The sequence below is a fragment of the Variovorax sp. RA8 genome, from assembly GCF_901827175.1.
Taxonomy (GTDB): domain Bacteria; phylum Pseudomonadota; class Gammaproteobacteria; order Burkholderiales; family Burkholderiaceae_C; genus Variovorax.
Genome location: NZ_LR594662.1, coordinates 470,042 through 494,166 on the forward strand (window position 1 = coordinate 470,042; position 24,125 = coordinate 494,166).

Genomic DNA, 24,125 nt, shown 5'->3' on the forward strand with positions numbered 1-24,125 from the left:
TCAACTGCGGCGGTTACGATGTCGCGATCTCCGTTCTTCAGAAGCGCCCACACTCCATGTCGACTGTCCCGCTGCCGACCGCCGCCGCGCAAGACGCCGACAGCCTGCGCCCCCGCGTCGAGCGGCGCGACGAGGCCGGCAGCCGCTGGGCGGTTGCCCGCGGCTGCTGGACGGCGATGGCGATGTCCTCGCAGGCCACCTGGAACGCGCTCGAGAAGAATCTGCAGGGCCTGCCGCCGCAGGACGACCAGGCCTGGGACCTGCGCCCCATCGAACAGCTCGACCACATCGGCGCCCAGCTGCTGTGGAACCACTGGCGCCGCGCCTGGCCAGCTCGGCTGGAAATGGAGTCGCAGCACAAGGCAGTGCTTGACCAGGTGGCGCGATACACCTGCAGTGCGCCGGCCGAGACCGGCAAGACGCTGGCCGAGTACCTGCGCGCCTTGGCTCACATCGGCCCGCGCGTCCTGTTCGTCGCGCGCGATTTCCTGCGGCTGATCGGCCAGCTCACGCTCGACGTCGGCCGCCTGCTGCGTGCGCCGCACCGCGCGCCATGGCGCGATTTCTCGGGCCACCTTTACCACTTCGGCGCCACCGCGCTGCCGATCACCGCGCTGGTGGGCCTGCTGATCGGCGTGGTGCTGGCCTACCTGACCTCGCAGCAGCTGCGCCAGTACGGAGGCGAGGCCTTCATCGTCAACATCCTCGGCCTCTCGCTGATCCGCGAGTTGGGCCCGGTGCTCGCCGCGGTGCTGATCGCGGGCCGCTCGGGCTCGGCGATCACCGCCCAGATCGGGGTGATGCGCGTGACCGAGGAGCTTGATGCCATGCGCGTGATGGGTATCCCGCACGGCTTTCGCCTGGTCATGCCGCGGGTGCTGGCGCTGGCCATCGCCATGCCGCTGATCAGCATGTGGACCTCGATGGCGGCACTGTTCGGCGGCATGATCGCGGCCGACCTCACACTCGACATCGGGCCGGCATACTTCATGACGGCGTTGCCGCGGGCGGTGCCGCTGAGCAACCTGTGGCTGGCGCTGGGCAAGTCCGCCGTGTTCGGCGTGCTGATCGCGCTGATCGCCTGCTACTTCGGCATGAAGGTCAAGCCCAACACCGAGAGCCTGGGGCGCGGCACCACGTCTTCCGTCGTGGCCTCGATCACGGTCGTGATCCTGGTCGATGCGCTGTTCGCCGTCCTGTTCAAGGGTGTGGGGTTCAGGACATGAGCAACGGTCACAGCGACGGCGAGGCGCCCGCGGTCGTCGAGATCCGCAAGCTCTGGACCGTCTTCAAGTCTCCCGAAGGCGAGCAGGTGGTGCACCGCGACCTCGACCTCACGATCCGGCGTGGCGAAGTGCTCTCGCTGGTCGGCGGTTCGGGAACGGGCAAGACCGTGCTGCTGCGCCAGATCCTCGGGCTCGAGACGCCCTCGAAGGGCGAGGTCTCGGTGCTTGGCCACCCGCCCGGGCGGATGAGCGCGACGGGCGCCGCCAACGTCGGCATGCTGTTCCAGCACGGCGCGCTGTTCTCGGCCTTCAGCGTGCTCGACAACATCGCCTTCCCGCTGCGCGAGCTCAAGCTGCTGCCGGAGGACCTCATCCGCGATGCCGCACTGGTCAAGCTGCAGATGGTCGGCCTCGAGCCACAGCAGGCCACCAAGAGCCCGGCGGATCTCTCGGGCGGCATGATCAAGCGGGTGGCGCTGGCGCGCGCGCTGATCATGGACCCGCCGCTGCTCCTCCTCGACGAGCCGACCGCAGGGCTGGACCCCGAGAGCGCCGACGGCTTCTGCGACCTGCTGCGCAGCCTGCACCGCGAACTGGGGCTGACGGTGGTCATGGTCACGCACGATCTCGACACGCTGTTCGACCTCAGCACCCGCATCGCGGTGCTGGCCGACCAGCGCGTGATCGTCGCCGGCACCGCGCGCGACGTGATCGCGTATCCGCATCCCTTCATCCACGAATACTTCCTCGGCGGCCGCGGCCAGCGCGCCATGGAGGCCCTGCACGAAGGCGCGCCCTCGGCGCTCGTCGCGGGGCGCCCCGGCGCGCGCGCGGTCCCATCCACTGAAAGGTAGCTGCCATGGAAAACAAGGCCCACGCCCTCGCCGCCGGTGCCTTCGTGATCGGCCTGGTCGCTGCGCTGGTCGCGCTGGTGGTCTGGCTCACGCGAGACAACACGGTGCGCAACACGTACGAACTTTCCACGCGCGACGCGGTCAGCGGCCTCCAGCCGCAGGCCATGGTGCGCTACCGGGGCATCGCGGTCGGCAAGGTGTCGTTGATCGACTTCGATCCCAAGGTCAAGGGCAATGTCCGGGTGCGCATCACGGTGGACCAGCGAGTGCCGCTCACGACGTCGAGCTACGCCACGCTGGCCTACCAGGGCGTGACCGGCCTTGCCTTCATCGCGCTGGACGACAAGGGAGAGTCGCAGACGCCGCTGACGCCCAACAACGACGACCCGCCGCGCATCCCGCTCAGGCCCTCGGTGCTGGCCCAGTTGCAGGACCGCGGCGAGGCCATCATCAACCAGATCGAGGAGGTGACGAAGCGCGCCAACGTTCTGCTGGGCGACCCGAACCAGAAGCGCATCGCCGACGCGTTGGAGAGCATCGCGCAGGCCGCGGCCAGCGCCAACCAGCTCACGCGCTCGCTCGACAACACAGTCAAGAACGGGCTCAACCCGGCGCTCGCGGCGCTGCCGCCGCTGATCGAGCGGACCAAGGACACGATGGGCACGGTGAAGACGGCAGCCAGCGACGTCTCGCGCGTGGCCAACAACGCGAACACCACGGTGACCCGCCTGAACGCCAAGGACGGTCCGATGGAGCGCCTGAGCGATGGCACCCGGGCCCTGGCGCAGGCGGTCGACTCCTTCAATGCCGCCACCCTGCCGCGCGTGAATCGCGTCGCCGACGACACCTCGCGCGCGGTGCGCCGGCTGGGCCGGACGGCCGACAGCATCAACGACAACCCGCAATCGCTGCTCTTCGGCAATGGCGGCGTGGTGGCGGGGCCGGGCGAGCCCGGTTTCTCCGCGCCGGCCGCGCGCCCCTGACCGTGACGAACATGAAGAACAACGCTCACCCGCACACGCCGACGCCCGCCCGGCGCCTTCCCATTCTTGCCGTGCTCGCCGCAGGCGCCGCGCTGCTCGTGTCGGGCTGCGGCGCGCTGCCCGACAAACCCGCCCGCGCGACGCTCTACGATTTCGGGCCCGAGCTCGGGGCGGGCGCGGCGGCGCCGCCGGCATCGGCGAACCCTTCGGCGCTGCCGCCGATCTCTCTGGCCGAGATCGACGCCAGCACGCGGCTCGAAGGCACGCAGCTGCTCTACCGCCTGGGCTACGCCGACGCCAACGAGCTGCGGCCCTATGGCCAGGCGCGCTGGAGCCTGGCGCCGGCGCAACTGCTGCATCAGCGGCTGCGCGATGCGCTGGCCGCGCGCCGCACCGTGCTGGGCCCGGAGGAGAGTGCGACCATCGCACGGGCCGAGGGCCGGGTGCCGGACACCCTGCGGGTCTCGCTCGACGAATTCAGCCACTACTTCGAGTCGCCGGCCAGGAGCGTGGGCCTGGTGCGGCTGCGCGCTACGCTGATCCGCAGCGGCAGCGGCGGCGATCGCGTGCTGGCGCAGCGCAGCTTCGCGGTGCAGCGGCCGGCGCCGACTCCCGACGCGGCTGGCGGGGTCAAGGGCCTGGCGGCGGCGAGCGATGCGGCGGTGGCCGAACTCGTGGCCTGGGTGGAGCAGCCGCGCTGAGGCAGGCCGGCCATGCACCGCATCGGCCTGATCTCCGATACGCACGGGCTGCTGCGGCCTGAGGCGCTGGCCTTCCTGCAGGGCTGCGAGCACATCGTGCACGGCGGCGACATCGGGGATCCGCGCATCCTCGAGCAACTGGCGGCGCTTGCGCCAGTGACGGCGGTGCGCGGCAACAACGACCGGGATGCCTGGTCCGGCGCCGTGCCGGACACGGCGCGGGTGGAGCTGCAGGGGCTGTGGCTCTATGTGATCCACGATCTCGCCGAGCTGGAGATCGATCCGGCCGCAGAGGGAGTGCGCGTGGTGGTGTGCGGCCATTCGCACCGGCCCAAGGCCGAGGAGCGCGGCGGTGTCTGGTACGTCAATCCCGGCAGCGCCGGCCCGCCGCGCTTCCGGCTGCCGATCTCGGCGGCGGAACTGAACCTGGACAACGGCGTCGTCGTCCCGCGGATCGTCGAGCTGGTGAAGCGCTGAGCGCTCAGTGTGTCCGGGCCAGCGCCGGGAACAGCGTGGACAGCCCGTCGGCCATCACTTCGACGGCGAGCGCCGCGAGAATCAGGCCCATGAGGCGGGTCATCACGTTGATGCCGGTCTTCCCGAGCACGCGCGCGATCGGGTCGGCCAGGGAAAAGATGACGCCGGTTACCGCGCCGATCACCATGCCGTAGCCCACCAGCATTGCGAGCTCCCAGATGTGCTGCGTCTTGTCGGCGTAGATCACGACGGTGGACATGGTGGCCGGTCCTGTCAGCAGCGGAATGGTGAGCGGCACCACGGCGATCGACGCGCCCAGCGAGGCCTTGATCTCCGTGGCCCGGATCTCCTCCTCGTTGGTCTTGGCCTCCGCCGGCTGGGCGTTCAGCATGCTGAGCGAGCTGATCAGCAGCAGCATGCCGCCGCCCACCTGGAAGCTCGCGATCGAGATGCCGAAGAAAGCCAGCAACTGCAGCCCGAGCAGCGCGCTGATCGCGATGACCACGAAGGCGCTGAACGCCGACACCCAGGCCGTGCGCTTGCGCTGTGCCTCGGTGTAGCCCTGCGTGTAGTGGATGAAGAAGGGCACGATCGCCAGTGGATTGACGATGGCCAGCAGCGTGATGAGCGGCTTGACCAGGTCCATGGCGGGCGTGGCCACTCAACGTCCCCCGGTGATATCGAGGAAGGTGCCGGTGACGTAGCTGGCCTCTTCGGTCAACAGCCACACGATGCCGTTGGCGACCTCCTGCGCGCTGCCGGTGCGCTTCATCGGAACGGTGGAAGCGAGTTGGAAGGCGCGATCGGGCATGCCGCCCGAGGCATGGATTTCGGTGTCGATGAGGCCCGGGCGCACGGCGTTGACGCGGATGCCTTCCTCTGCGACCTCCTTGGCCAGGCCGATGGTGAAGCTCTCGATCGCGCCCTTGCTGGCCGCATAGTCGACATACTGGCCGGGCGAGCCCAGGCGCGCCGCCGCGCTGGAGAGGTTGACGATGGCGCCGCCGCTGCCGCCGTGTTTCGTGCTCATGCGGCGCACCGCCTCGCGCGCGCAGACGAAGCTGCCGATCACGTTGATGCGGAACATGCGCTCGAGCCGCTCGACGCTCATGCCGTCGACCCGCGCCTGCACGTCGACGATGCCGGCGTTGTTGACCAGCGCGCCGAGGCGGCCGAACTTGGCGTCGAGCTTCTCGAACATCGCCTTGACCTGCGCCTCGTCGCCCACATCGGCCTGCACGCTGATGGCGCGGCCGCCGCGCTCCCGGATCGTGCGCACCACCTCGTCGGCAGCCAGCGAATTGCTGGCATAGTTGACGGCCACCGCGAAGCCGCGTTGCGCCGCGAGCAGGGCGGTGGCGGCACCGATGCCGCGGCTGCCGCCCGTGATCAAGAGTACCTGGTCCAAATCCCACCTCCTGCACGAAAGCCGTGCCTCAGTTAAAACGTTCGCGTCGATTACATCATCGAGGAGAGGCTTGTGACCCGCAGCGTCGACTACTACTTCACACCCCAGAGCCCCTGGACCTACCTGGGCCACGCGCGCTTCGCCGCGCTTGCCAAGGCGGCCGGCGCCGCCGTGCGCTTGCGACCCGTCGATTTCGGCGCCATCTTTCCCGTCTCCGGCGGCCTGCCGCTCGGCAAGCGCGCCCCGCAGCGCCAGGCGTACCGGCTGGTCGACCTGGCGCGCTTCTCGCGGCACCTGGACATCCCGCTCAACCCGACGCCGAAGTTCTTCCCGGTCGCGGGCGACGACGCTGCCAAGCTCATCATCGCCGTCGACCTGCACGACGGCTGCGAGGCCGCGATGAAGCTGTGCGGCGCGATATTCGCCGCGGTCTGGGCCCAGGAGCGCAACATCGCGGACCCGAAGGTGCTGGAGGCGCTGGCCGCCGAATGCGGCCTGCCTGCCAAGCGCATCGAGCAGTCGCTGAGCCAGGCGGTGCAGGAGCGCTACGAGGACTACACGCAGCAGGCGATCGACGCCAAGATCTTCGGCGCGCCGAGCTACGTGATCGACGGCGAGATCTTCTGGGGCCAGGACCGGCTGGATTTCGTCGCCCGCGCATTGAACGCGCATTGACAGCAATCCCCCTCACCAACACAGGAGCATTGACCATGGGCCAATTCATCGATCTCACCGCCAAGGATGGCTTCAGCTTTCCCGCCTACGTGGCGGAGCCCTCGGGCAAGCCGAAGGGCGCGGTGGTCGTCGTGCAGGAGATCTTCGGCGTCAACTCGCACATCCGCTCGGTGGCCGACGGCTACGCGGCCGACGGCTACCTTGCCGTCGCCCCGGCGACCTTCCATCGCGTCAAGCCCGGCGTCGAGCTCGGCTACAGCGAGGAGGACATGAAAGCCGGCTTCGCGCTCAAGACCGCCGTCGAAGCCTTGCCGGCGCCGGGCGTGCTGCAGGACCTCCAGGCCGCGGTCGAGTACGCGGCCCGTGGCGGCAAGGTCGGCATCGTCGGGTATTGCTGGGGCGGGCTCCTGACCTGGCGCGCCTCGGCGGAGGTGCAGGGCCTGTCGGCCGCGGTGCCCTACTACGGCGGCGGCATGACCACGCCGGAGGAAAGCGCGATCACGCCCAAGGTACCGGTGCTGGCCCATTTCGGCAACAACGACCACTGGATTCCGCTCGACACCATCGAGACCTTCAAGAAGGCCCACCCGGAGGTCGAGGTGCATGTCTATGAATCGGGCCACGGATTCAACTGCGACCAGCGCGGCTCGTACAACGCCGAGGCTGCCAAGCTGGCGCGCGAGCGCACGCTGGCCTTCTTCGCCAAGCATCTCGGCTGATCGGGAGGGGCATGGGCCTGCGGCATCCAAGGACGTGGGCTGCGGCCATGCTGGCAGCCGCCCTGGTCTCGACGGCGCACGCGCAGGACTACGCAGGTCCCCTGTTCGACACCCACCTGCACTACAACCAGGAAGCCTGGGACGGCAACACCGGCCCCTACCCGCCGGCCGAGGCACTGGCGCGGATGCAGCGCAATGGCGTGAAGGCCATCATCGCCAACTCGCGGCCCAATGCAGGCACGCAGACACTGGCGGCGGCGCGCGAGACGCGCGAGGCCGGCGTCGCAGTGGTGCCCTTCGTGCGGCTCTACCGCAACCGCGACGACTACGGCAACTGGTTTCGCGACGAGAGCATCTACGACATGGTGCAATCCGAGCTCGCCCGCGGCACTGCCAGCGGCCCGTACCGTGGCCTGGGTGAGTTCCACCTCTACGACAGCGCAAACGCCAACGGGCCGGTCGCCCGCAAGCTGATCGTGCTGGCCGAACAGAAGAAGCTGGCGGTGCTTGCGCATGTCGACGATACGGCGATCGATCTGCTGATGGCACATGCCCCCTCCGGGGGGCAGTCGCTACGGCTGATCTGGGCGCATACCGGCATCGGCGGGCCGCCGGTGCAGCGCGTGCAGGCGCTGCTGGAGCGCTATCCGCTGTTGATGGGAGAGCTCTCATACCGGCCGGGCCTGACCTGCGAAGGCGGCGCGCTCTGCCCCGAGTGGCGCGCCTTGATCCTCAAGTACCCCGACCGCTTCCTGGTCGGCTCCGACACCTGGGTCAACCAGCGCTGGAGTGCCTACGACGAGATCATGGGCGGCTACCGCCGTTGGCTCGGCGCGCTGCCGCCGGAGGTGGCGCAGCGCATCGCCTGGGGCAACGCGGCGGCGCTGTTCGGGTTGCGCTGAGCGTCAGCATTCGACGGATTCAAGTTGCCGCCACCGGGTGCCGCGCACGTCTGGCCGCCTTGGCTGCCTTGGCCGTCTTGGCCGTCTTGACGGCCGTGGAAGAGGGCGGGGGCACCGGCCCCGTCGGCTCCCGCATCTTCCCGTGGGCCTCGAGGAAGTCCAGCAGCGCCCGCATTGCCGCGCTGTTGTGGCGGCGCTGCGCATAGGCGGCATAGAGCCACATGTCGCGCGGCATGTAATCTTTCAGCACCGGCACCAGCGCGCCACGTTCCACGTGCGCCTGCGCCATCATCGCCGGCACGCAGATTGCGCCGAGGCCGGCGAGCGCAGCGGCGATCAGCGGCGCGGCATCGTTGGCGTCCATGCGGCTTTGCACCGGCACGGCATAGGGCTTGCCGTCGACCTCGAAGGGCAGCTGCGGCGGGCCCTCGGTCAGCGAGTAGGTCAGCACGTCGTGGCGGCGCATGTCATCGGGCTTGTTCGGCAAGCCGCGCCGGGACCAATAGGCAGGGCTGGCGCATAGCACCAGCTCCATCTGCCGCAGGCGCCGCACGATCAGGTTCTCGTCACGGATGCGGCCCAGTCGCAAGGCGATGTCCACGCCTTCCTCGACCAGGTCGATCACGCGGTTGCTCAGGTGCAGGCTCACATGGACATCGGGGTACGTCTTCATGAACTCGCCCAGGACGGTGGGGAAGGCGCTCTGGGCGAAACCGTGCGGCGCCGTGATGCGCAGCCGTCCGCGCGGATGGCCTGCATGCTCTTGCAATTCGGTCTGGGTCAGCTCGACCATCTCCATCAGCGGCTTGCTGCGCTCGAGCAGCAACTGGCCGGCGTCCGTCAGGCTGACCGCGCGGGTGGAGCGGTTGAGCAGACGCACGCCGAAACGCTCCTCGAGCTGCGCGACGTACTTGCTGACGGTGGCTTTCGAGGTGCCGAGCACCGTGGCCGCGCGGGAGAAGCTGCCACGCTCGGCAACTTCGCGAAAGGCTTTCAGCAGGTCGAGGCCGTCCATTAGGCTTTCAGTATTTCAATCTCGTGAATGCGACGGGTCACGCGCAGCTTTGCATCCTGGTTTCGTTCCCCCTGCTCGTCGCGCAGAGGCCCATGCCGCCCTTGCATTCTCGCCACGCGCATAGCGGGAATCGTTGCGGGATTGTTTCAATCGAGGAAACGCCGTGTCTCCTTTCTAGGTAGTTCCCCGAGGATGTTCGACAGGACACTTCCTCGCACAGGCCAGCCCTGCTGCGAGCCTGCTTTGAACCCACCTCCGACAAACAAGGACCTGAAATGAAGACCTCTCACATTCTCGCCGCCGCCGCGCTGTCTCTCCTTGCCGCAGCCGGTGCCCATGCAGAAACCTACCATGGCGTGGAAGCGCCGGTCTCCGCGCTGAGCCGCGCCGACATCGAAGCCGAAGCCGCTCGCACGGCTGCCGCCCCCAATCAGAACGTAGTGCGCGGCTCGCGCGGCGCCGAGCCCTTCAAGTCGGTCGCCAATCCGGAGGCTGTGTACGCCCAAGCCGTCGCGACCGCCAACGCGCCGGACCAGAACGTGACTGGCGGCTCGCGCGTCAACAGCCGCGTGATCTCGACGATGCCGAACCGCGCGGCCACGCTGCAGCAGGCACAGAAGCAGGGCGCCCCTGCGGCCAAGTAATCCGCCAGGCCCCGAAGGAAGACCGGTTGGCGCTGCAGCGCCGGCCGGTCCTTCTTTTGCCTGCTGCTATCTGTTTCTCTCCAGATAGCGCTTGCGCCAGAACACGAGCACCAGCAGCAGTGCGACCGTGGCCATCGCCGCCATGGCAATCCAGAAGCCGCCGGCCTTGTGCACCAGCGGCACGAACTCGAAGTTCATGCCGAAGATGCCGGCAATGAGATTCAACGGCAGGAACACCGCGGTGAGCACCGTGAGGACCCGCATGATGTCGTTGGTGCGGTGGCTCTGCACGCTGAAATGCAACTGCACCGCGGTCTCGGCGTTCTGCTCCAGCCGCCGCACGTGATGCACCACGCGCTGGATGTGCTCGAGCACGTCCCGGCTGCGCACCATGATCAGCTCGCGTTCGCGCGACTCGGCCGTGCCCTCGGGCTGGGGCGCGGTTTCGAGGGCGTCGATCCAGTCCTGCACCGCGGCGCGCTGGTCTTCACAGATTTCGTCCAGATGGTGGAGCGACTGCCGCGCCTGCATCAGCGCGCTCCAGTTCATGAAGCGGCTGCGCGGATCGATCAGCTCGGCCTGCCAATGGTCCAGCTGCCTGGTCAGGTCGCGGCGCAGCTCCAGGTAGGCATCGACGATCAGGTTGATTACGCGCAGCATCAGGTCGGCCGGACCGGCCGGCACGCGGGTGGAGACGGCGCGCACGTCGAGCGCGGGCGTTGCCGCGCCGCCGCGCGCGTCGGGCGCCGTTGCGTTCATCAGCCGGGCCGCGAAGGCGTCGCGCACCGTGCCGTCCTCCGGGTGAACGGACAGCAGCACCCGATCGAAGATGGCGAAGCCCACCGGCCGCGTGTCGATGCGCCGCAGCACCGGCGGCCCGCCTCGCGGCGGCCCGGCGTCTGCGCCTCCCGCAGCAGGGCCGTTGGCGGCGGCGAGCCGGCGAAACACCAGCACGTCGTACTGCGACGTGAAGTCGTAACGGGACGGCAACTGATCGTTGAGCAGGTCCGCGACGTGGAGGTCGACCAGGTGCGTGCCGCAGAGAGACTGCAGGATGCCCTGCACCTCCGCCAGCGCGCTGCGGAACTCGTCGCGCGTGAGCGACAGCCACAGATAGCCGGCGCACGCGCCAGGCGCGGCCATTGGCGCCAGCGTGGGGTGCTCGGTGACGCGGGAGCCGCTGATCTCAAAGATGCGCATGCGTGCGGTGCTGTTGTTCTGCCGGCCTTCGGGACGCGCCCGGGACTAGCGCTTCGGCAGCAGCCGCGCGGCGTCGAGCGCGAAGTAGGTGAGTACGCCGTCGGCGCCGGCGCGCTTGAAGGCCAGCAGGCTCTCCAGCATCACGGCATCGTGGTCCAGCCAGCCGTTCTGTGCCGCGGCCTTGAGCATCGCGTACTCGCCGCTGACCTGGTAGGCGAAGGTCGGCACATGGAATTCGTCCTTCACCCGGCGCACGATGTCCAGGTAGGGCATGCCGGGCTTCACCATCACCATGTCGGCGCCCTCCGCGATGTCGATGCCGACCTCGCGCAGCGCCTCGTCGCTGTTGCCGGGGTCCATCTGGTAGACCTTCTTGTTGCTCTTGCCGAGGTTGGCGGCCGAGCCCACGGCGTCGCGGAAGGGGCCGTAGAAGGCGCTCGCGTACTTGGCGCTGTAGGCCATGATCCGGGTGTGGATCCGGCCGGCTGATTCAAGGGCGCCACGGATCGCGCCGATGCGGCCGTCCATCATGTCGCTGGGCGCCACGATGTCCACGCCGGCCTCGGCCTGCACCAGCGCCTGCCTGACCAGCACCTCGACGGTCGGGTCGTTGAGGATGTAGCCGGTTTCGTCGAGCAGGCCGTCCTGGCCGTGGCTGGTGTAGGGGTCCAGCGCGACGTCGGTCATCACGCCCAACTCGGGGAAGCGCGACTTGAGCCCTGCCACCACGCGCGGGATCAGACCCTCGGGGTTGAAGGCCTCGTCGCCGGCCGGCGTCTTGAGGCCGGCGTCGATCACCGGGAACAGGGCCATGACCGGAATGCCCAGCGAGAGGCATTCCTCGGCCACCGGCAGCAGCAGGTCCAGGCTGAGCCGCTCGATCCCGGGCATCGACGATACGGCATCACGCCGCTTCTCGCCCTCCTGCACGAACACCGGATAAATCAAGTCGTGAACGCTGAGCGAGTGCTCACGTACGAGATTGCGCGTGAAGGTGTCTCGGCGCAGCCGGCGCGGCCGGCTCGACGGGAAGGGGGCGTGGAGGATCATGACGAAAATTGTGCCCCAAGTGCGTTTGGACCACGGCGGACCCCCAGATTGCTCAGTTTAGTAACACCTTTCAACTACTCAATCCGAGAAAAATCGACAGAAAATTAGAACTTGCTTGATCGCACGTAATGCCTTTGCTAAATTCCGCGGTGGGCGGCTTGCCGCTCCCCGCTTTTCCTCCCTGAGCGGGTGCCTTGATGTGTGACAGCAAAAGGGCTTCCCAGCCCGGCGTTTTGGCGCCGGGCTTTTTTTTGCCCCGGCGATCGCCCCGTCTGCGAATGGAGGCCCACTAAACTGCCGGCATGCTCTGGGTCAAATCGCTGCACATCGTCTTCGTCGCCAGCTGGTTCGCGGGACTGTTCTATCTGCCGCGCATCTTCGTGAACCTGGCCATGGTCGCGCCGGCGTCGGTGGCGGAGCGGGCCCGGCTGGTCCTGATGGCGCGCAAGCTGTTCCGCTTCACCACCTTCCTGGCCGTGCCCGCGATCGTCTTCGGCCTCTGGCTCTGGTTGGGCTACGGCGTCGGGCGCGGTCCTGGCAACGGCTGGATGCATGCGAAGCTGGCGCTGGTGCTGGGGGTCATCGGCTACCACCATGGGTGCGGGGTGCTGCTGCGCAGGTTCGTGACGGGCCAGAACCTGCGCAGCGAGCGCTGGTACCGCTGGTTCAACGAGGTGCCGGTGCTGTTGCTGCTGGCGATCGTGGTGCTGGTCGTGGTCAAGCCTTTCTGAGCGGTGGCCACGCAGCAACACAAGTCCGCAGCCCTGCCCCTGGCGCTCGCCTATGCGGCGCTGATCGTCTACGCGAGTCTCTACCCCTTCGCCGACTGGCGCGACCAGGGCATTGCCCCCTGGTCCTACCTGGCGGCGCCCTGGCCCAGGTACTGGACGGGGTTCGACTTCGGCATCAACGTGGCCGGCTACATGCCGCTGGGCGTCCTGATGACGATTGCCGCGCTGCGCACACAGCCCGGAATAGGGTCGGTGCGCGCGGTGATGGCGGCGACGCTGATCGGCGCCGCCATCGCCTTCGTCATGGAGACGCTGCAGAGCTACCTGCCGGCGCGCATTCCGTCCAACGTGGACCTCGGCCTCAACAGCCTGGGCGTGCTGGCGGGCGCGGTGCTGGCGGCGGCGCTCGAGCGTCTGGGGGCGGTGGCGCACTGGCACCGCACCCGCTCCAACTGGTTTATCGAGGATTCGCGCGGCGCGCTGGTGCTGCTGGCGCTGTGGCCGCTGGCGCTGCTGTTCCCGGCCGCGGTCACCTTCGGGCTCGGCCAGGTGTTCGAGCGCCTCGAGGCGGCCATTTCCGAGTGGCTGCTGGACACGCCCTTCATCGACTGGATGCCGGTGCGCCAATTCGAATTGGAACCACTGGTGCCGGGCGTCGAGCTCCTGTGCGTCGCCCTCGGCGCACTGGTGCCTTGCCTGCTGGGATTCCTGGTGACACGGTCCGTGGCGCGCCGGGCAACGCTACTGCCGCTGGTGCTGCTCAGCGGCGTGGCGGCTTCCGCCCTGTCGGCCGCCCTGAGCTATGGACCCGAGCATGCCTGGGCCTGGCTCAGCCTCCCGGTGCGGGTCGGCATTGCGGCTGCCTTGTTCCTGGGCGTACTGCTGCTGCCCGCGCCGCGCCGCCTGTGCGCGGCGCTGCTGCTGGTCGCGCTCGTGGTCCATCTGAGCCTGCTCAACCAGGCACCCGAGAGCGCCTACTTCGCCCAGACCCTGGCGACCTGGGAGCAGGGGCGCTTCATTCGCTTCCACGGGCTGGCGCAGTGGCTGGGCTGGCTCTGGCCATTCGCCACGCTGCTTTACGTGCTGGCGGCCCTGTCGCGCAGGGCGCGCGCCTAGGCCCCTTGCGGCGCGCGGGCCGTGCACGCTCAATAGAATGAGACGATGTCCACCTCCAGCACGGCGCCGCCGCGCGGCTACTATGGCCGCCACATCTTCTTCTGCCTGAACGAACGCAAGAACGGCGAGGATTCCTGCTCGCAGCACAACGCGCAGCAGGGCTTCGACCGCTGCAAGGCCCGCGTCAAGGAAGCGGGCCTGGCGGGACCCGGCAAGGTGCGGGTGAACAAGGCCGGTTGCCTCGACCGCTGCGCCGGCGGTCCCGTGGCGGTGGTCTACCCGGAAGCCGTCTGGTACACCTTCGTCGACGAGCAGGACATCGACGAGATCGTCGATTCGCACCTGCGCGACGGCGAGTTGGTGGAGCGCTTGCTCCTGCCACCGGAAGTGGGGCGCTGAGACCCATGAACTCGCAGACCGAAAAGATCCAGCTCCAAGGCGCCGCCGGCGCGATCGCCGCGTTGCGCGATGCCGCGGTCGAGGGCGTTGCGCCGCGAGGCGTCGCCGTGATCGCGCATCCGCATCCGCTCTTCGGCGGCACCATGGACAACAAGGTGGTTCAGACGCTGGCGCGCGCCTTCGTCGCCTGCGGCTGGACCGCGGTGCGCTTCAATTTCCGCGGCGTCGACGGCAGTGAGGGCGTGCACGACGAGGGACGCGGCGAGCGCGACGACATGCTCCAGGTCATTGAGCAGGTGGCCCCGGAGGGGCCGCTGGCCATCGCCGGCTTTTCCTTCGGGGCCTTCGTGGCGAGCTGCGCCGCCGAGCCGTTGTGGGAGCGGCGGGACATCCGCCAACTGGTGCTGGTGGGCACCGCCGCCGCCCGCTTCTCTGTGGCGACTCTGCCGGCCGAGGTGCACGAGCGCACGCTGGTCGTGCACGGCGAGCAGGACGACACCGTTCCGCTGGCTGCCGTGCTGGATTGGGCGCGGCCGCAGTCACTTCCTGTTACGGTCGTTCCCGGGGGCGGCCATTTCTTTCACGGACAATTGCCGCTGCTCAAAGGTCTGGTCGTCCGCCATCTGCGCGCGGGCTAGTGTTCGTCTCTCTTCGCATCTCCATGAATCGTCTTCTCGGCGCGCTGCGCGCCTTCGCAGCGGCCGCGGCCGCATCCTTCTGCCTGATCGCCGCGGCCCAGGTGCCGCAACCTCCGGAAGTCGCCGCGCGCAGCTACCTGCTGCTGGACGTGACGGCCAACCAGCTCCTGGCGCAGAAGGACGTCGACACGCCCGTCGAGCCGGCCTCGCTCACCAAGCTGATGTCCGCCTACCTTGTCTTCGACGCGCTCAAGGCCAGGAAGATCACCCTGCAGCAGACCCTGCCGGTCAGCACCCGCGCCTGGAAGATGCCCGGCTCGCGTATGTTCATCGACCCGAAGATGCAGGTGCCGGTCGAGGACCTGATCAAAGGGCTGATCGTGCAGTCGGGCAACGACGCCACCGTCGCGCTGGCCGAGGGCGTGGGCGGCACGGTGGAGCATTTCGTCGAGCTCATGAACGACCAGGCCAAGGCGCTGGGCATGAAGAACACCGGCTACAAGAACCCCGAGGGCCTGACCGCACCGGGCCACACGACCACGGCGCGAGACCTGAGCATCCTGGCGACGCGGCTGATGCGCGACTTTCCCGAGTATGTGCACTACTACTCGATCAAAAAGTACCGCTATCCCGGCACCCCCTCGACCAACGACACCAACCGCAACTTGCTGCTGTTCCGCGATCCGACAGTCGACGGCCTCAAGACTGGCCATACCGATGCGGCGGGTTATTGCATGATCGTGACCTCCAAGCGCGACTTTCCCAACCTCGCCGGTGGCCGGCGCCTGCTGTCGATCGTGCTCGGGGCGGCCAGCGAGAATGCTCGCGCCAACGAATCGCAGAAGCTGCTGAACTGGGGCTATACCGCCTACGATGCGGTCCGCCTGTTCGACGCCAACCAGCCGGTCGCCACGCCGCCGGTCTGGAAGGGCAAGGAGAACACCGTCAAGCTCGGCCGCGCCGAGCCGATCGTGGTGGCGGTGCCGGCGGGCTCTGCTGGCAAGATCAAGACACAAGTGGCGCGGCCCGATCCCCTGGTCGCCCCATTCACCCGCAACCAGCCGATCGGCTCGCTCAAGATAACGTTGGCCGACCAGCCGGTCGCCGACGTGCCGCTGGTCGCGCTCGAGCCGGTGGAGCAGGCCGGTGTCCTGGGCCGCGCCTGGGACGCCATCCGCCTTTGGATCAAGTAGAACTCGTCCTGGCGGCGGTTCTTTTCTAGCCGGCCGTAGGCGCCGCCGTCGGTGGGGCGGCCCCGCGCGGGGGGGGGGGGGGGGCAGGCCTCGGGGCGAGTGTTATACTCGCGGGCTTTTCGGAAATTTCCGAAGGGTTTCACGTTTTCGTCATCTCTCGGTTGCCTCATGTCACGGTGAGGAGTTCGGCCGGGGTGTTTTGGGACTTATTCATTCATGCCAACCATCAATCAACTGGTGCGTCAGGGTCGCGAGGTCGAAAAGATCAAGTCGAAGAGCCCTGCCATGCAGAACTCGCCGCAACGACGCGGTGTCTGCACCCGGGTCTACACCACGACCCCCAAGAAGCCGAACTCGGCGCTGCGCAAGGTCGCCAAGGTCCGCTTGACCAACGGCTTCGAAGTCATTTCCTACATCGGCGGTGAAGGCCACAATCTCCAGGAGCACAGCGTGGTGCTGGTTCGCGGCGGTCGTGTCAAGGATCTGCCTGGTGTGCGCTACCACATCGTGCGTGGCTCGTTGGACCTGCAGGGTGTGAAGGATCGCAAGCAGTCGCGCTCCAAGTACGGCGCGAAGCGTCCCAAGAAGGCTTGAGCCTTCGAATGTTCAATCGGTGTTCGGCGCGCCTGGCGGTTGCATCGAACGAAGTGACCCACTGTCGGGTCGAGTAAGTGAGAGCTCCCGTCGGTTCTCGCGGTGTCTCTGTAAGAGGCGCCAACTGAAGCAAAAGAGGTTAGAGAAATGCCACGTCGTCGCGAAGTCCCTAAACGTGAAATCCTGCCGGATCCCAAGTACGGCAATGTCGAGCTGTCCAAATTCATGAACGTGATCATGGAGGGCGGCAAGAAGGCTGTGGCCGAGCGCATCATCTACGGTGCCCTCGACCAGATCGAGAAGAGGAATCCGGGCAAGGATCCGCTTGAGGCCTTCACCATCGCCATCAACAACGTCAAGCCGATGGTCGAAGTGAAGTCGCGTCGCGTCGGCGGCGCGAACTATCAGGTGCCTGTGGAAGTGCGCCCGGTGCGCCGCTTGGCGCTGTCGATGCGCTGGATCAAGGAAGCCGCCCGCAAGCGCGGCGAGAAGTCGATGGCCCTGCGCCTGGCCAACGAACTCATGGAAGCCACGGAAGGCCGTGGCGGCGCCATGAAGAAGCGTGACGAAGTGCACCGCATGGCCGAGGCCAACAAGGCTTTCAGCCATTTCCGCTTCTAGAAGACCGCCCTCAACAAGAGTACTGGCTGGAAGCCCGACCCACCGTGTGGTGGGCGGGCTTTCATCCGTTAATGGAGTAATTTCATGTCCCGCAAGACCCCCATCGAGCGCTACCGCAACATCGGTATCTCTGCGCACATCGACGCCGGCAAGACGACCACTACCGAGCGCATCCTGTTCTACACCGGTGTGAATCACAAGATCGGTGAAGTGCACGACGGCGCCGCCACGATGGACTGGATGGAGCAGGAGCAAGAGCGCGGCATCACCATCACCTCTGCTGCCACCACCTGCTTCTGGAAAGGCATGGCGCAGAACTTCCCCGAGCACCGCATCAACATCATCGACACCCCCGGCCACGTGGACTTCACCATCGAGGTGGAGCGTTCCATGCGCGTGCTCGACGGCGCCGTGATGGTCTATGACGCCGTCGGCGGCGTGCAGCCTCAGTCGGAAACCGTTTGGCGCCAGGCCAACAAGTACAAGGTGCCCCGTCTCGCGTTCGTCAATAAGATGGACCGCACTGGGGCCAACTTCTTACGCGTTCGCCAGATGATGGTCGACCGCCTGAAGGCCAACCCGGTCGTGATCCAGATCCCGATCGGCGCCGAAGACAAGTTCCGCGGCATCGTCGATCTGGTGAAGATGAAGGCCATCATCTGGGACGAGGACAAGGGCGTGACTTTCACCTATGGTGAAATTCCGGCCGACTTGGTCGATGTCTGCAACGAATACCACGAAAAGCTCGTGGAAGCCGCTGCCGAATCCAGCGAAGAGCTGATGAACAAGTACCTCGAAGGCGAGACGCTTTCCGAGGAAGAAATCAAGAAGGCCATCCGCCAGCGCACCATCGCCGGCGAGATCCAGCCGATGCTGTGCGGCTCGGCCTTCAAGAACAAGGGCGTGCAGGCCATGCTCGACGCCGTCATCGAATACATGCCCGCGCCGACCGACATTCCCCCGGTTGCCGGCACCGACGAAGACGAAGCGCCGGTGGTGCGCAAGGCCGACGACGAAGAAAAGTTCTCGGCCCTCGCGTTCAAGCTGATGACCGATCCCTTCGTGGGCCAACTGACCTTCGTGCGCGTGTACTCGGGCGTGCTGTCCAAGGGCGACAGCGTGTACAACCCGGTGCGCGGCAAGAAGGAGCGCATCGGCCGTATCGTGCAGATGCACGCCAACAACCGCGAAGAAGTAAGCGAAATCCGCGCTGGCGACATCGCCGCGTGCGTGGGCTTGAAGGAGGTGACCACCGGCGAAACCCTGTGCGATCCGAGTGCCATCGTCATGCTCGAGCGCATGGTGTTCCCCGAGTCGGTGATCTCGCAGGCCGTCGAGCCCAAGACCAAGGCGGACCAGGAAAAGATGGGCATCGCCCTGCAGCGTCTCGCGCAAGAAGACCCGTCGTTCCGCGTGAAGACCGACGAGGAATCGGGCCAGACCATCATCTCGGGCATGGGCGAACTGCACCTCGAAATCATCGTGGACCGCATGAAGCGCGAGTTCGGTGTGGAAGCCAACGTGGGCAAGCCGCAAGTGGCCTACCGCGAAACCATCCGCAAGACCGTCGAAGATGCCGAGGGCAAGTTCGTGCGCCAGTCCGGCGGCAAGGGCCAGTACGGCCATGTCGTGCTCAAGATTGAGCCGCAGGAAGCCGGGAAGGGCTTCGAGTTCGTCGACGCCATCAAGGGCGGCGTGGTGCCGCGCGAGTACATCCCGGCGGTTGAAAAGGGCGTGCAGGAGGCGCTGACGCAAGGCGTGCTAGCCGGCTATCCGGTCGTTGACGTCAAGGTCACGCTGCACTTCGGCTCGTACCACGATGTGGACTCGAACGAAATGGCCTTCAAGATGGCCGCTATCTTCGGGTTCAAGGAAGGTGCCCGCAAGGCCAGCCCCGTGATCCTCGAGCCGATGATGGCCGTGGAAGTCGAGACGCCTGAAGACTACGCCGGCAACGTGATGGGCGACCTGTCCTCCCGCCGCGGCATGGTCCAGGGCATGGAAGATATGGTCGGCGGCGGCAAGGCCATCAAGGCCGAAGTTCCGCTGTCGGAGATGTTCGGCTACTCAACCACGCTGCGCTCGATGTCGCAAGGCCGCGCCACGTACACGATGGAATTCAAGCAATACGCGGAAGCCCCGCGAAATGTTGCCGAAGCCATCGTTGCTGCGCGCACCAAGTAAGCTTGCGTCCCGAATGAGAGCGGCTCGGCCGTCCTTGTTCTTCCCAGTTCTGTCTGCGATCTTGTGCCCTTCGTTGCCCGTGGCGAAGGAGCCAGCAACAAGGTGCAGACGTAAAACCAACACACGGGCCTGCTCTTTCAAGGATTGAAAAATGGCAAAAGGAAAATTCACCCGCACGAAGCCGCACGTGAACGTGGGCACGATCGGTCACGTGGACCACGGCAAGACCACCCTGACGGCGGCGATTGCCACGGTGCTGTCGGCCAAGTTCGGCGGTGAGGCCAAGGCCTACGACCAGATCGACGCGGCGCCCGAAGAAAAGGCGCGCGGCATCACCATCAACACCGCCCACGTCGAGTACGAGACGGCCAACCGCCACTACGCGCACGTCGACTGCCCCGGGCACGCCGACTACGTCAAGAACATGATCACCGGTGCCGCCCAGATGGACGGCGCCATCCTCGTGTGCTCGGCCGCCGACGGCCCGATGCCCCAGACCCGCGAGCACATCCTGCTGGCGCGCCAGGTGGGTGTGGGCTACATCATCGTCTACCTCAACAAGTGCGACATGGTCGACGACAAGGAGCTGCTGGAGCTCGTCGAGATGGAAGTGCGCGAGCTCCTGGACAAGTACGAATTCCCGGGCGACGACACCCCCATCATCCACGGCTCGGCCAAGCTGGCCCTGGAAGGCGACAAGGGCGAACTCGGCGAAGGCTCCATCATGAAGCTGGCCGAGGCCCTGGACACCTACATCCCCACCCCTGAGCGTGCGGTGGACGGCACCTTCCTCATGCCCGTGGAAGACGTCTTCTCCATCTCCGGTCGCGGCACGGTTGTGACCGGCGCCGTCGAGCGCGGCGTCATCAAGGTTGGCGAGGAAATCGAGATCGTCGGCATCCGCCCGACCCAGAAGACCACCTGCACGGGCGTGGAGATGTTCCGCAAGCTGCTGGACCAGGGCCAGGCTGGGGACAACGTGGGCGTGCTGCTGCGCGGCACTAAGCGTGAGGAAGTCGAGCGCGGCCAAGTGCTGTGCAAGCCGGGCTCCATCAAGCCCCACACCCACTTCACCGCCGAGGTGTACGTGCTGAGCAAGGACGAGGGCGGGCGTCATACGCCGTTCTTCAACAACTACCGTCCGCAGTTCTACTTCCGCACCACCGACGTGACGGGTGCGATCGAGCTGCCGCAGGACAAGGAGATGGTCATGCCCGGCGACAACGTGTCCATCACGGTGAAGCTGATCAACCCCATCGCCATGGAAGAAGGCCTGCGCTTCGCCATTCGCGAGGGTGGCCGCACCGTGGGCTCCGGCGTGGTGGCGAAGATCCTCGACATCTGATCGAACGCAAAGGAATCACCATGGCTGCCAAGCAAAAAATCCGCATCCGCCTGAAGGCATTCGACTACAAACTGATCGACCAGTCGGCTGCTGAGATCGTGGACACCGCCAAGCGCACCGGCGCAATCGTCAAGGGGCCGGTGCCCCTGCCGACCCGCATGAAGCGTTTCGACATCCTGCGTTCGCCGCACGTCAACAAGGCGAGCCGTGACCAGTTCGAGATCCGCACGCACCAGCGCCTGATGGACATCGTCGATCCGACCGACAAGACAGTGGACGCGCTGATGAAGCTCGACCTGCCGGCCGGCGTGGACGTCGAGATCAAGCTGCAGTAAAAGCCATTAGGCGTTGTAGGAATGAGCTCGCCTGCGGAAACGCTGGCGGGCTTATTTTTTGGCTTTTGAATGTGGCATCCTTCGTAAACGGCGATCGGCCGGGCATGGACGCTCTGGGGGGTGAGAGATCATGAAAACTTGGTTCCTGCGAAGCGTGGCGCTGCTTGCCCTGGCCGTGCTCGGAGCGTGCGGCGGCGGGGGAGGCGGCGGTGGCGGCTTCTTCCCGATCACGGGCGTGCCGGGCGTCCCGGGCGCGACCACAGTGACGTTGAGCGGCAACGTCACTTTTGATTCGGTGCCCAACGCCACCGGTGGGCTGAGCTATGGCGCCATGAGCGCCAAGCCGGTTCGCGGCGCGGTCGTCGAAATCCTCGATGCCAATGCCGCTGTGCTGGCCAGCACAGCCGCCGATGGCAACGGCGCCTACGCTGTGTCAGTGCCTGCCAACACGACCGTCAACGTACGGGTCAAGGCCCAACTGCTGCAGACCGGGTCGGGGGCAAGCTGGGACGTCAGCGTGCGCGACAACACCCAGAGCGAGGCCCTTTACGCGATGGAGAGCGGGAGTTTCTCCACTGGCAGTGCAGCGGTGACGCGCAACGTCCATGCGCCTTCAGGCTGGAACGGATCGAGCTACGATTCGACCCGCGTCGCCGGGCCGTTCGCGGTGCTCGACACCGTCTACGCGACCCAGACCAAGGTCCTCTCGGTCGCACCGAGCACGGTCTTCCCGCCTCTGCGCATCTTCTGGAGCGTCAACAACGTGCCGGCTTCAGGGAATCCGGCGCTTGGCCAGATCGGAACGACCTACTTCACCAGTTCGAACGCGGCAGGTGCGGCCCGCGCCATCTATGTGCTGGGCAAGGAGAACGTCGACACCGATGAGTACGACAGCTCGGTGGTCGCGCACGAATGGGGACATTATTACCAGTCGGCCTTCAGCCGTGACGATTCGCCTGGCGGTAGCCATTCCCTCAGCGAGCGCTTGGACCGGCGCCTGGCCTTTTCAGAGGGCTGGGGCAATGCCTGGTCCGGCATCGCCCTGGCGCGCAGCAACTACACCGATTCTGCCGGCGCCAACCAGGCCCTGGGGTCCAATCTCGATCTGACCGCTGGGACGACGTCCAATCCCGGGTGGTTCCGCGAGGCTTCGATCCAGTCCCTCCTCTGGAACCTGAACAGCCAAGTCGGCTTCAAGCCGATCCATGATGCGCTCACTGCGCCGTCGTTCAAGAGCGGTGTCGCCGTGACTTCGATCCATCCCTTCTCCGTCGCCTTCAATGCCGTTGCGCCGGGGAGTGCCGCTGCGTTGAATTCGCTGCTGGCCGGCCAAAGCATCGTGGTTCCGAATGATCCGTTTGCGGACAACGAGACCAACGATGGTGGGCTCGCCACATTCGCCCTCCCGATGTACAAGCCGACGGCGCTGGGGGCCGCCACGCCGGCCTGCGTGACAAGCGACGCCGATCCGGCGCGTGCGGGCAACAAGCTGGGCAGCTATGCCTACCTGCGCTTCACCGTTCCGACCCAGCGGGCCTACAGCATCGCAGTTACCGGTGGGCCGGCCGTCTCGGATCCGGATTTCGTGGTCTACCAGGGGCGGCGCGCAGGGCAGGGCCTGTCCACCGTCGGTGGTAGCGAAACAGGCTCCGTCACCTTGGCGGCGGGCGAGGCTGTTCTGGTGGTCAACGACTTCAACAACTCGGCGGCGAGCACATGCTTCACCGTCACCGTCAACTAGGAGCACAGCCATGCGTGCATCTCGCAGCCTCAGAGCCATCGCAATGGCGGCGCTGGCCATGGGCATGTCCTTGCAGGCTTGTGCGCACAACGCGAAGCCTGGGCATGCCACCTCCACAGGAGTGACCGCCGCACCCATGAAGCCCGGTGGCTCCGGTATCGCCGTTCAGTACCGCATCGACGGCACCCCGCAGCCCGGTAGTCCCGTTCCAGTCTTGCTGAGCTTCGATGGGGTCAGCGATCCTGCTGGCGGCACGGTCAAGCTGACAGCGGACGGCGGCTTGGCCATCGTCGGCTCGGCCGGGCCCCACACACTGCCGGCCGGCCAAGCCTCGGCCTTGACCGTCCAGGTTGTTCCCGACGCGGATGGCACTGGCTATCTCCACGTGTTCACGACCCAGAATGGCGCGACCAGCGCCACGTCGATTGCCGTCCAGGTCGGCAAGGCGCCTTCCGCCATGCCCGCCAGCAGCGGACTTAAGCAGGTACCCGACGGCGACAAGATCCTCTCCATGCCGGTCAAGTGAGCTGGACCGGCCGGCGGCTTGCGCTTCGAAACCCTTCGAGGCTATAATCTTTGGCTCTGCCCGATCTGCGCCTGCCCGGCGCTTTCTAGGTGCAGGGCTTTATCAACCTTCTTCCGCATACCAAACGCTGTCACCAATTGAAGTGGCAGCGGCGGGAGTCTTGGAGAAAAACCATGAGTCTGAGCAACTCCCTCGGGTTGCTGGGCCGCAAGGTGGGGATGATGCGTCTCTTCACCGATGACGGGGACGCCGTTCCCGTCACGGTGGTGGATGTGTCCAACAACCGCGTGACCCAGATCAAAACCCAAGAGACCGATGGCTATGTCGCGCTGCAAGTGACGTTCGGCTCGCGCAAGGCATCGCGCGTCACCAAGCCCGAAGCAGGCCATCTCGCCAAGGCTGGCGTCGAAGCCGGCGAAATCATCCAGGAATTCCGCGTCACCCCCGACGCCGCCGCTCAGCACAAGGCTGGCGGCGCGATCGCCGTGGCCAGCGTGTTCGCGGTGGGCCAGAAGGTCGACGTGCAGGGCACCTCGATCGGCAAGGGCTACGCCGGCACCATCAAGCGCCACAACATGTCCTCGCAGCGCGCTTCGCACGGCAACAGCCGTTCGCACAACGTGCCGGGTTCCATCGGCATGGCGCAGGATCCCGGTCGCGTGTTCCCAGGCAAGCGCATGACGGGTCATCTGGGCGACGTCACCGTGACGACCCAGAACCTCGACGTGATCCGTATCGACGAAGCGCGCCAGCTGCTTCTGATCAAGGGCGCGATTCCGGGTGCCAAGGGTGGCTTCGTCACCGTGCGTCCGGCCGTCAAGGCCAAGGCCACGCCGGCGGCCTAAGGA

Annotated in this window: 27 protein-coding genes; 22 read left to right on the forward strand and 5 right to left on the reverse strand. The window is 66.6% G+C overall.

Going from position 1 to position 24,125, the window contains the following annotated elements; translation table 11 throughout:
- The first annotated feature begins 56 nt into the window (after positions 1 to 56).
- Genes E5P3_RS02180 through E5P3_RS02200 form a run of 5 tightly spaced genes read left to right on the forward strand, consistent with a single transcriptional unit; the run spans position 57 to position 4,241 of the window.
- The gene (locus E5P3_RS02180) at positions 57 to 1,226 is read left to right on the forward strand and encodes an MlaE family ABC transporter permease (RefSeq protein ID WP_162584496.1); all 1,170 of its coding nucleotides are present in this window, start codon (positions 57 to 59) and stop codon (positions 1,224 to 1,226) included.
- Positions 1,223 to 2,080: an ABC transporter ATP-binding protein gene (locus E5P3_RS02185; RefSeq protein ID WP_162584497.1), complete on the forward strand. Its 858-nt coding sequence runs from the start codon at positions 1,223 to 1,225 to the stop codon at positions 2,078 to 2,080. The genes E5P3_RS02180 and E5P3_RS02185 overlap by 4 nt, the downstream gene beginning before the upstream one ends.
- Positions 2,081 to 2,085: 5 nt before the next feature.
- Positions 2,086 to 3,063 carry an MlaD family protein gene (locus E5P3_RS02190; RefSeq protein ID WP_162584498.1) on the forward strand — a complete coding sequence of 326 codons (978 nt, stop codon included), beginning with the start codon at positions 2,086 to 2,088 and terminating at the stop codon, positions 3,061 to 3,063.
- A gap of 11 nt (positions 3,064 to 3,074) precedes the next feature.
- Positions 3,075 to 3,764: an ABC-type transport auxiliary lipoprotein family protein gene (locus E5P3_RS02195; RefSeq protein ID WP_162584499.1), complete on the forward strand. Its 690-nt coding sequence runs from the start codon at positions 3,075 to 3,077 to the stop codon at positions 3,762 to 3,764.
- Between the two features lie 12 nt (positions 3,765 to 3,776).
- Positions 3,777 to 4,241, forward strand: coding sequence for a metallophosphoesterase family protein (locus tag E5P3_RS02200; RefSeq protein ID WP_162584500.1), 465 nt, complete (start codon positions 3,777 to 3,779; stop codon positions 4,239 to 4,241).
- Positions 4,242 to 4,245: 4 nt separating this feature from the next.
- Here E5P3_RS02200 and E5P3_RS02205 read toward each other — a convergent pair whose 3' ends face one another.
- Together E5P3_RS02205 and E5P3_RS02210 are read right to left on the reverse strand one after the other, a co-directional pair.
- Positions 4,246 to 4,887, reverse strand: coding sequence for a MarC family protein (locus E5P3_RS02205; protein WP_162589490.1), 642 nt, complete (start codon positions 4,885 to 4,887; stop codon positions 4,246 to 4,248).
- A gap of 15 nt (positions 4,888 to 4,902) precedes the next feature.
- The gene (locus E5P3_RS02210) at positions 4,903 to 5,649 is read right to left on the reverse strand and encodes an SDR family oxidoreductase (RefSeq protein WP_162584501.1); all 747 of its coding nucleotides are present in this window, start codon (positions 5,647 to 5,649) and stop codon (positions 4,903 to 4,905) included.
- Between the two features lie 72 nt (positions 5,650 to 5,721).
- Between E5P3_RS02210 and E5P3_RS02215 the strand changes: the two genes are divergently transcribed.
- The 3 genes from E5P3_RS02215 to E5P3_RS02225 are packed head-to-tail and all read left to right on the forward strand — an operon-like array spanning position 5,722 to position 7,945.
- Positions 5,722 to 6,324 (forward strand): 2-hydroxychromene-2-carboxylate isomerase, encoded by a 603-nt coding sequence (locus E5P3_RS02215; protein ID WP_162584502.1) that lies wholly within the window; start codon positions 5,722 to 5,724, stop codon positions 6,322 to 6,324.
- Between the two features lie 35 nt (positions 6,325 to 6,359).
- Positions 6,360 to 7,043 carry a dienelactone hydrolase family protein gene (locus E5P3_RS02220; protein ID WP_162584503.1) on the forward strand — a complete coding sequence of 228 codons (684 nt, stop codon included), beginning with the start codon at positions 6,360 to 6,362 and terminating at the stop codon, positions 7,041 to 7,043.
- Positions 7,044 to 7,090: 47 nt separating this feature from the next.
- Entirely contained in the window at positions 7,091 to 7,945 is an 855-nt protein-coding gene (locus E5P3_RS02225) for an amidohydrolase family protein (protein WP_174263027.1), read from the forward strand.
- A 19-nt stretch (positions 7,946 to 7,964) separates the two neighbouring features.
- Here the strand turns inward: E5P3_RS02225 and E5P3_RS02230 are convergent, their stop codons facing one another.
- A complete protein-coding gene (locus E5P3_RS02230) occupies positions 7,965 to 8,960 on the reverse strand; it encodes a LysR family transcriptional regulator (protein ID WP_162584505.1) in 996 nt (331 codons plus the stop codon).
- A 275-nt stretch (positions 8,961 to 9,235) separates the two neighbouring features.
- Between E5P3_RS02230 and E5P3_RS02235 the strand changes: the two genes are divergently transcribed.
- Entirely contained in the window at positions 9,236 to 9,604 is a 369-nt protein-coding gene (locus tag E5P3_RS02235; RefSeq protein WP_162584506.1) for a DUF4148 domain-containing protein, read from the forward strand.
- A gap of 66 nt (positions 9,605 to 9,670) precedes the next feature.
- Here E5P3_RS02235 and E5P3_RS02240 read toward each other — a convergent pair whose 3' ends face one another.
- Together E5P3_RS02240 and hemB are read right to left on the reverse strand one after the other, a co-directional pair.
- Positions 9,671 to 10,804, reverse strand: coding sequence for a magnesium transporter CorA family protein (locus tag E5P3_RS02240; RefSeq protein ID WP_162584507.1), 1,134 nt, complete (start codon positions 10,802 to 10,804; stop codon positions 9,671 to 9,673).
- 45 nt (positions 10,805 to 10,849) lie between these two features.
- Positions 10,850 to 11,854 (reverse strand): porphobilinogen synthase, encoded by a 1,005-nt coding sequence (gene hemB / locus E5P3_RS02245; protein WP_162584508.1) that lies wholly within the window; start codon positions 11,852 to 11,854, stop codon positions 10,850 to 10,852.
- A gap of 302 nt (positions 11,855 to 12,156) precedes the next feature.
- Between hemB and E5P3_RS02250 the strand changes: the two genes are divergently transcribed.
- The 13 genes from E5P3_RS02250 to rplC all read left to right on the forward strand — a co-directional run bounded on the left by E5P3_RS02250 (position 12,157) and on the right by rplC (position 24,122).
- Entirely contained in the window at positions 12,157 to 12,585 is a 429-nt protein-coding gene (locus E5P3_RS02250; protein ID WP_162584509.1) for a CopD family protein, read from the forward strand.
- A 3-nt stretch (positions 12,586 to 12,588) separates the two neighbouring features.
- Positions 12,589 to 13,701 (forward strand): VanZ family protein, encoded by a 1,113-nt coding sequence (locus E5P3_RS02255; protein WP_162584510.1) that lies wholly within the window; start codon positions 12,589 to 12,591, stop codon positions 13,699 to 13,701.
- Between the two features lie 45 nt (positions 13,702 to 13,746).
- The gene (locus E5P3_RS02260) at positions 13,747 to 14,100 is read left to right on the forward strand and encodes a (2Fe-2S) ferredoxin domain-containing protein (protein WP_162584511.1); all 354 of its coding nucleotides are present in this window, start codon (positions 13,747 to 13,749) and stop codon (positions 14,098 to 14,100) included.
- 5 nt (positions 14,101 to 14,105) lie between these two features.
- Entirely contained in the window at positions 14,106 to 14,738 is a 633-nt protein-coding gene (locus E5P3_RS02265) for an alpha/beta hydrolase (RefSeq protein ID WP_162584512.1), read from the forward strand.
- 23 nt (positions 14,739 to 14,761) lie between these two features.
- A complete protein-coding gene (locus tag E5P3_RS02270; RefSeq protein WP_162584513.1) occupies positions 14,762 to 15,931 on the forward strand; it encodes a D-alanyl-D-alanine carboxypeptidase family protein in 1,170 nt (389 codons plus the stop codon).
- Positions 15,932 to 16,147: 216 nt separating this feature from the next.
- Positions 16,148 to 16,525 (forward strand): 30S ribosomal protein S12, encoded by a 378-nt coding sequence (rpsL, locus tag E5P3_RS02275; protein ID WP_028249584.1) that lies wholly within the window; start codon positions 16,148 to 16,150, stop codon positions 16,523 to 16,525.
- Between the two features lie 147 nt (positions 16,526 to 16,672).
- Positions 16,673 to 17,146 carry a 30S ribosomal protein S7 gene (gene rpsG / locus E5P3_RS02280; RefSeq protein ID WP_068675996.1) on the forward strand — a complete coding sequence of 158 codons (474 nt, stop codon included), beginning with the start codon at positions 16,673 to 16,675 and terminating at the stop codon, positions 17,144 to 17,146.
- Positions 17,147 to 17,230: 84 nt separating this feature from the next.
- Positions 17,231 to 19,330: an elongation factor G gene (fusA, locus tag E5P3_RS02285; RefSeq protein WP_162584514.1), complete on the forward strand. Its 2,100-nt coding sequence runs from the start codon at positions 17,231 to 17,233 to the stop codon at positions 19,328 to 19,330.
- Positions 19,331 to 19,481: 151 nt separating this feature from the next.
- Positions 19,482 to 20,675 carry an elongation factor Tu gene (tuf, locus tag E5P3_RS02290; protein ID WP_102905108.1) on the forward strand — a complete coding sequence of 398 codons (1,194 nt, stop codon included), beginning with the start codon at positions 19,482 to 19,484 and terminating at the stop codon, positions 20,673 to 20,675.
- A 20-nt stretch (positions 20,676 to 20,695) separates the two neighbouring features.
- Positions 20,696 to 21,010, forward strand: a complete 315-nt coding sequence (gene rpsJ / locus E5P3_RS02295; RefSeq protein WP_068674876.1) for a 30S ribosomal protein S10 — start codon at positions 20,696 to 20,698, stop codon at positions 21,008 to 21,010.
- Positions 21,011 to 21,140: 130 nt separating this feature from the next.
- Positions 21,141 to 22,751 (forward strand): hypothetical protein, encoded by a 1,611-nt coding sequence (locus tag E5P3_RS02300; protein WP_162584515.1) that lies wholly within the window; start codon positions 21,141 to 21,143, stop codon positions 22,749 to 22,751.
- A gap of 10 nt (positions 22,752 to 22,761) precedes the next feature.
- Entirely contained in the window at positions 22,762 to 23,277 is a 516-nt protein-coding gene (locus E5P3_RS02305) for a hypothetical protein (protein ID WP_162584516.1), read from the forward strand.
- Positions 23,278 to 23,450: 173 nt separating this feature from the next.
- Positions 23,451 to 24,122: a 50S ribosomal protein L3 gene (gene rplC / locus E5P3_RS02310; RefSeq protein ID WP_162584517.1), complete on the forward strand. Its 672-nt coding sequence runs from the start codon at positions 23,451 to 23,453 to the stop codon at positions 24,120 to 24,122.
- Positions 24,123 to 24,125: the final 3 nt, after the last annotated feature.

Coding starts and splice junctions, on each gene's coding strand:
- E5P3_RS02240 (WP_162584507.1), bottom strand. CDS start 10,804: ATGCGCATCTTTGAGATCAGCGGCTCCCGCGTCACCGAGCACCCCACG.
- E5P3_RS02270 (WP_162584513.1), top strand. CDS start 14,762: ATGAATCGTCTTCTCGGCGCGCTGCGCGCCTTCGCAGCGGCCGCGGCC.
- rpsJ (WP_068674876.1), top strand. CDS start 20,696: ATGGCTGCCAAGCAAAAAATCCGCATCCGCCTGAAGGCATTCGACTAC.
- E5P3_RS02225 (WP_174263027.1), top strand. CDS start 7,091: ATGCTGGCAGCCGCCCTGGTCTCGACGGCGCACGCGCAGGACTACGCA.
- E5P3_RS02300 (WP_162584515.1), top strand. CDS start 21,141: ATGAAAACTTGGTTCCTGCGAAGCGTGGCGCTGCTTGCCCTGGCCGTG.
- E5P3_RS02235 (WP_162584506.1), top strand. CDS start 9,236: ATGAAGACCTCTCACATTCTCGCCGCCGCCGCGCTGTCTCTCCTTGCC.
- hemB (WP_162584508.1), bottom strand. CDS start 11,854: ATGATCCTCCACGCCCCCTTCCCGTCGAGCCGGCCGCGCCGGCTGCGC.
- rpsG (WP_068675996.1), top strand. CDS start 16,673: ATGCCACGTCGTCGCGAAGTCCCTAAACGTGAAATCCTGCCGGATCCC.
- E5P3_RS02205 (WP_162589490.1), bottom strand. CDS start 4,887: ATGGACCTGGTCAAGCCGCTCATCACGCTGCTGGCCATCGTCAATCCA.
- E5P3_RS02250 (WP_162584509.1), top strand. CDS start 12,157: ATGCTCTGGGTCAAATCGCTGCACATCGTCTTCGTCGCCAGCTGGTTC.
- E5P3_RS02230 (WP_162584505.1), bottom strand. CDS start 8,960: ATGGACGGCCTCGACCTGCTGAAAGCCTTTCGCGAAGTTGCCGAGCGT.
- E5P3_RS02180 (WP_162584496.1), top strand. CDS start 57: ATGTCGACTGTCCCGCTGCCGACCGCCGCCGCGCAAGACGCCGACAGC.
- E5P3_RS02260 (WP_162584511.1), top strand. CDS start 13,747: ATGTCCACCTCCAGCACGGCGCCGCCGCGCGGCTACTATGGCCGCCAC.
- E5P3_RS02265 (WP_162584512.1), top strand. CDS start 14,106: ATGAACTCGCAGACCGAAAAGATCCAGCTCCAAGGCGCCGCCGGCGCG.
- tuf (WP_102905108.1), top strand. CDS start 19,482: ATGGCAAAAGGAAAATTCACCCGCACGAAGCCGCACGTGAACGTGGGC.
- E5P3_RS02220 (WP_162584503.1), top strand. CDS start 6,360: ATGGGCCAATTCATCGATCTCACCGCCAAGGATGGCTTCAGCTTTCCC.
- E5P3_RS02200 (WP_162584500.1), top strand. CDS start 3,777: ATGCACCGCATCGGCCTGATCTCCGATACGCACGGGCTGCTGCGGCCT.
- rpsL (WP_028249584.1), top strand. CDS start 16,148: ATGCCAACCATCAATCAACTGGTGCGTCAGGGTCGCGAGGTCGAAAAG.
- rplC (WP_162584517.1), top strand. CDS start 23,451: ATGAGTCTGAGCAACTCCCTCGGGTTGCTGGGCCGCAAGGTGGGGATG.
- E5P3_RS02305 (WP_162584516.1), top strand. CDS start 22,762: ATGCGTGCATCTCGCAGCCTCAGAGCCATCGCAATGGCGGCGCTGGCC.
- fusA (WP_162584514.1), top strand. CDS start 17,231: ATGTCCCGCAAGACCCCCATCGAGCGCTACCGCAACATCGGTATCTCT.
- E5P3_RS02195 (WP_162584499.1), top strand. CDS start 3,075: ATGAAGAACAACGCTCACCCGCACACGCCGACGCCCGCCCGGCGCCTT.
- E5P3_RS02185 (WP_162584497.1), top strand. CDS start 1,223: ATGAGCAACGGTCACAGCGACGGCGAGGCGCCCGCGGTCGTCGAGATC.
- E5P3_RS02190 (WP_162584498.1), top strand. CDS start 2,086: ATGGAAAACAAGGCCCACGCCCTCGCCGCCGGTGCCTTCGTGATCGGC.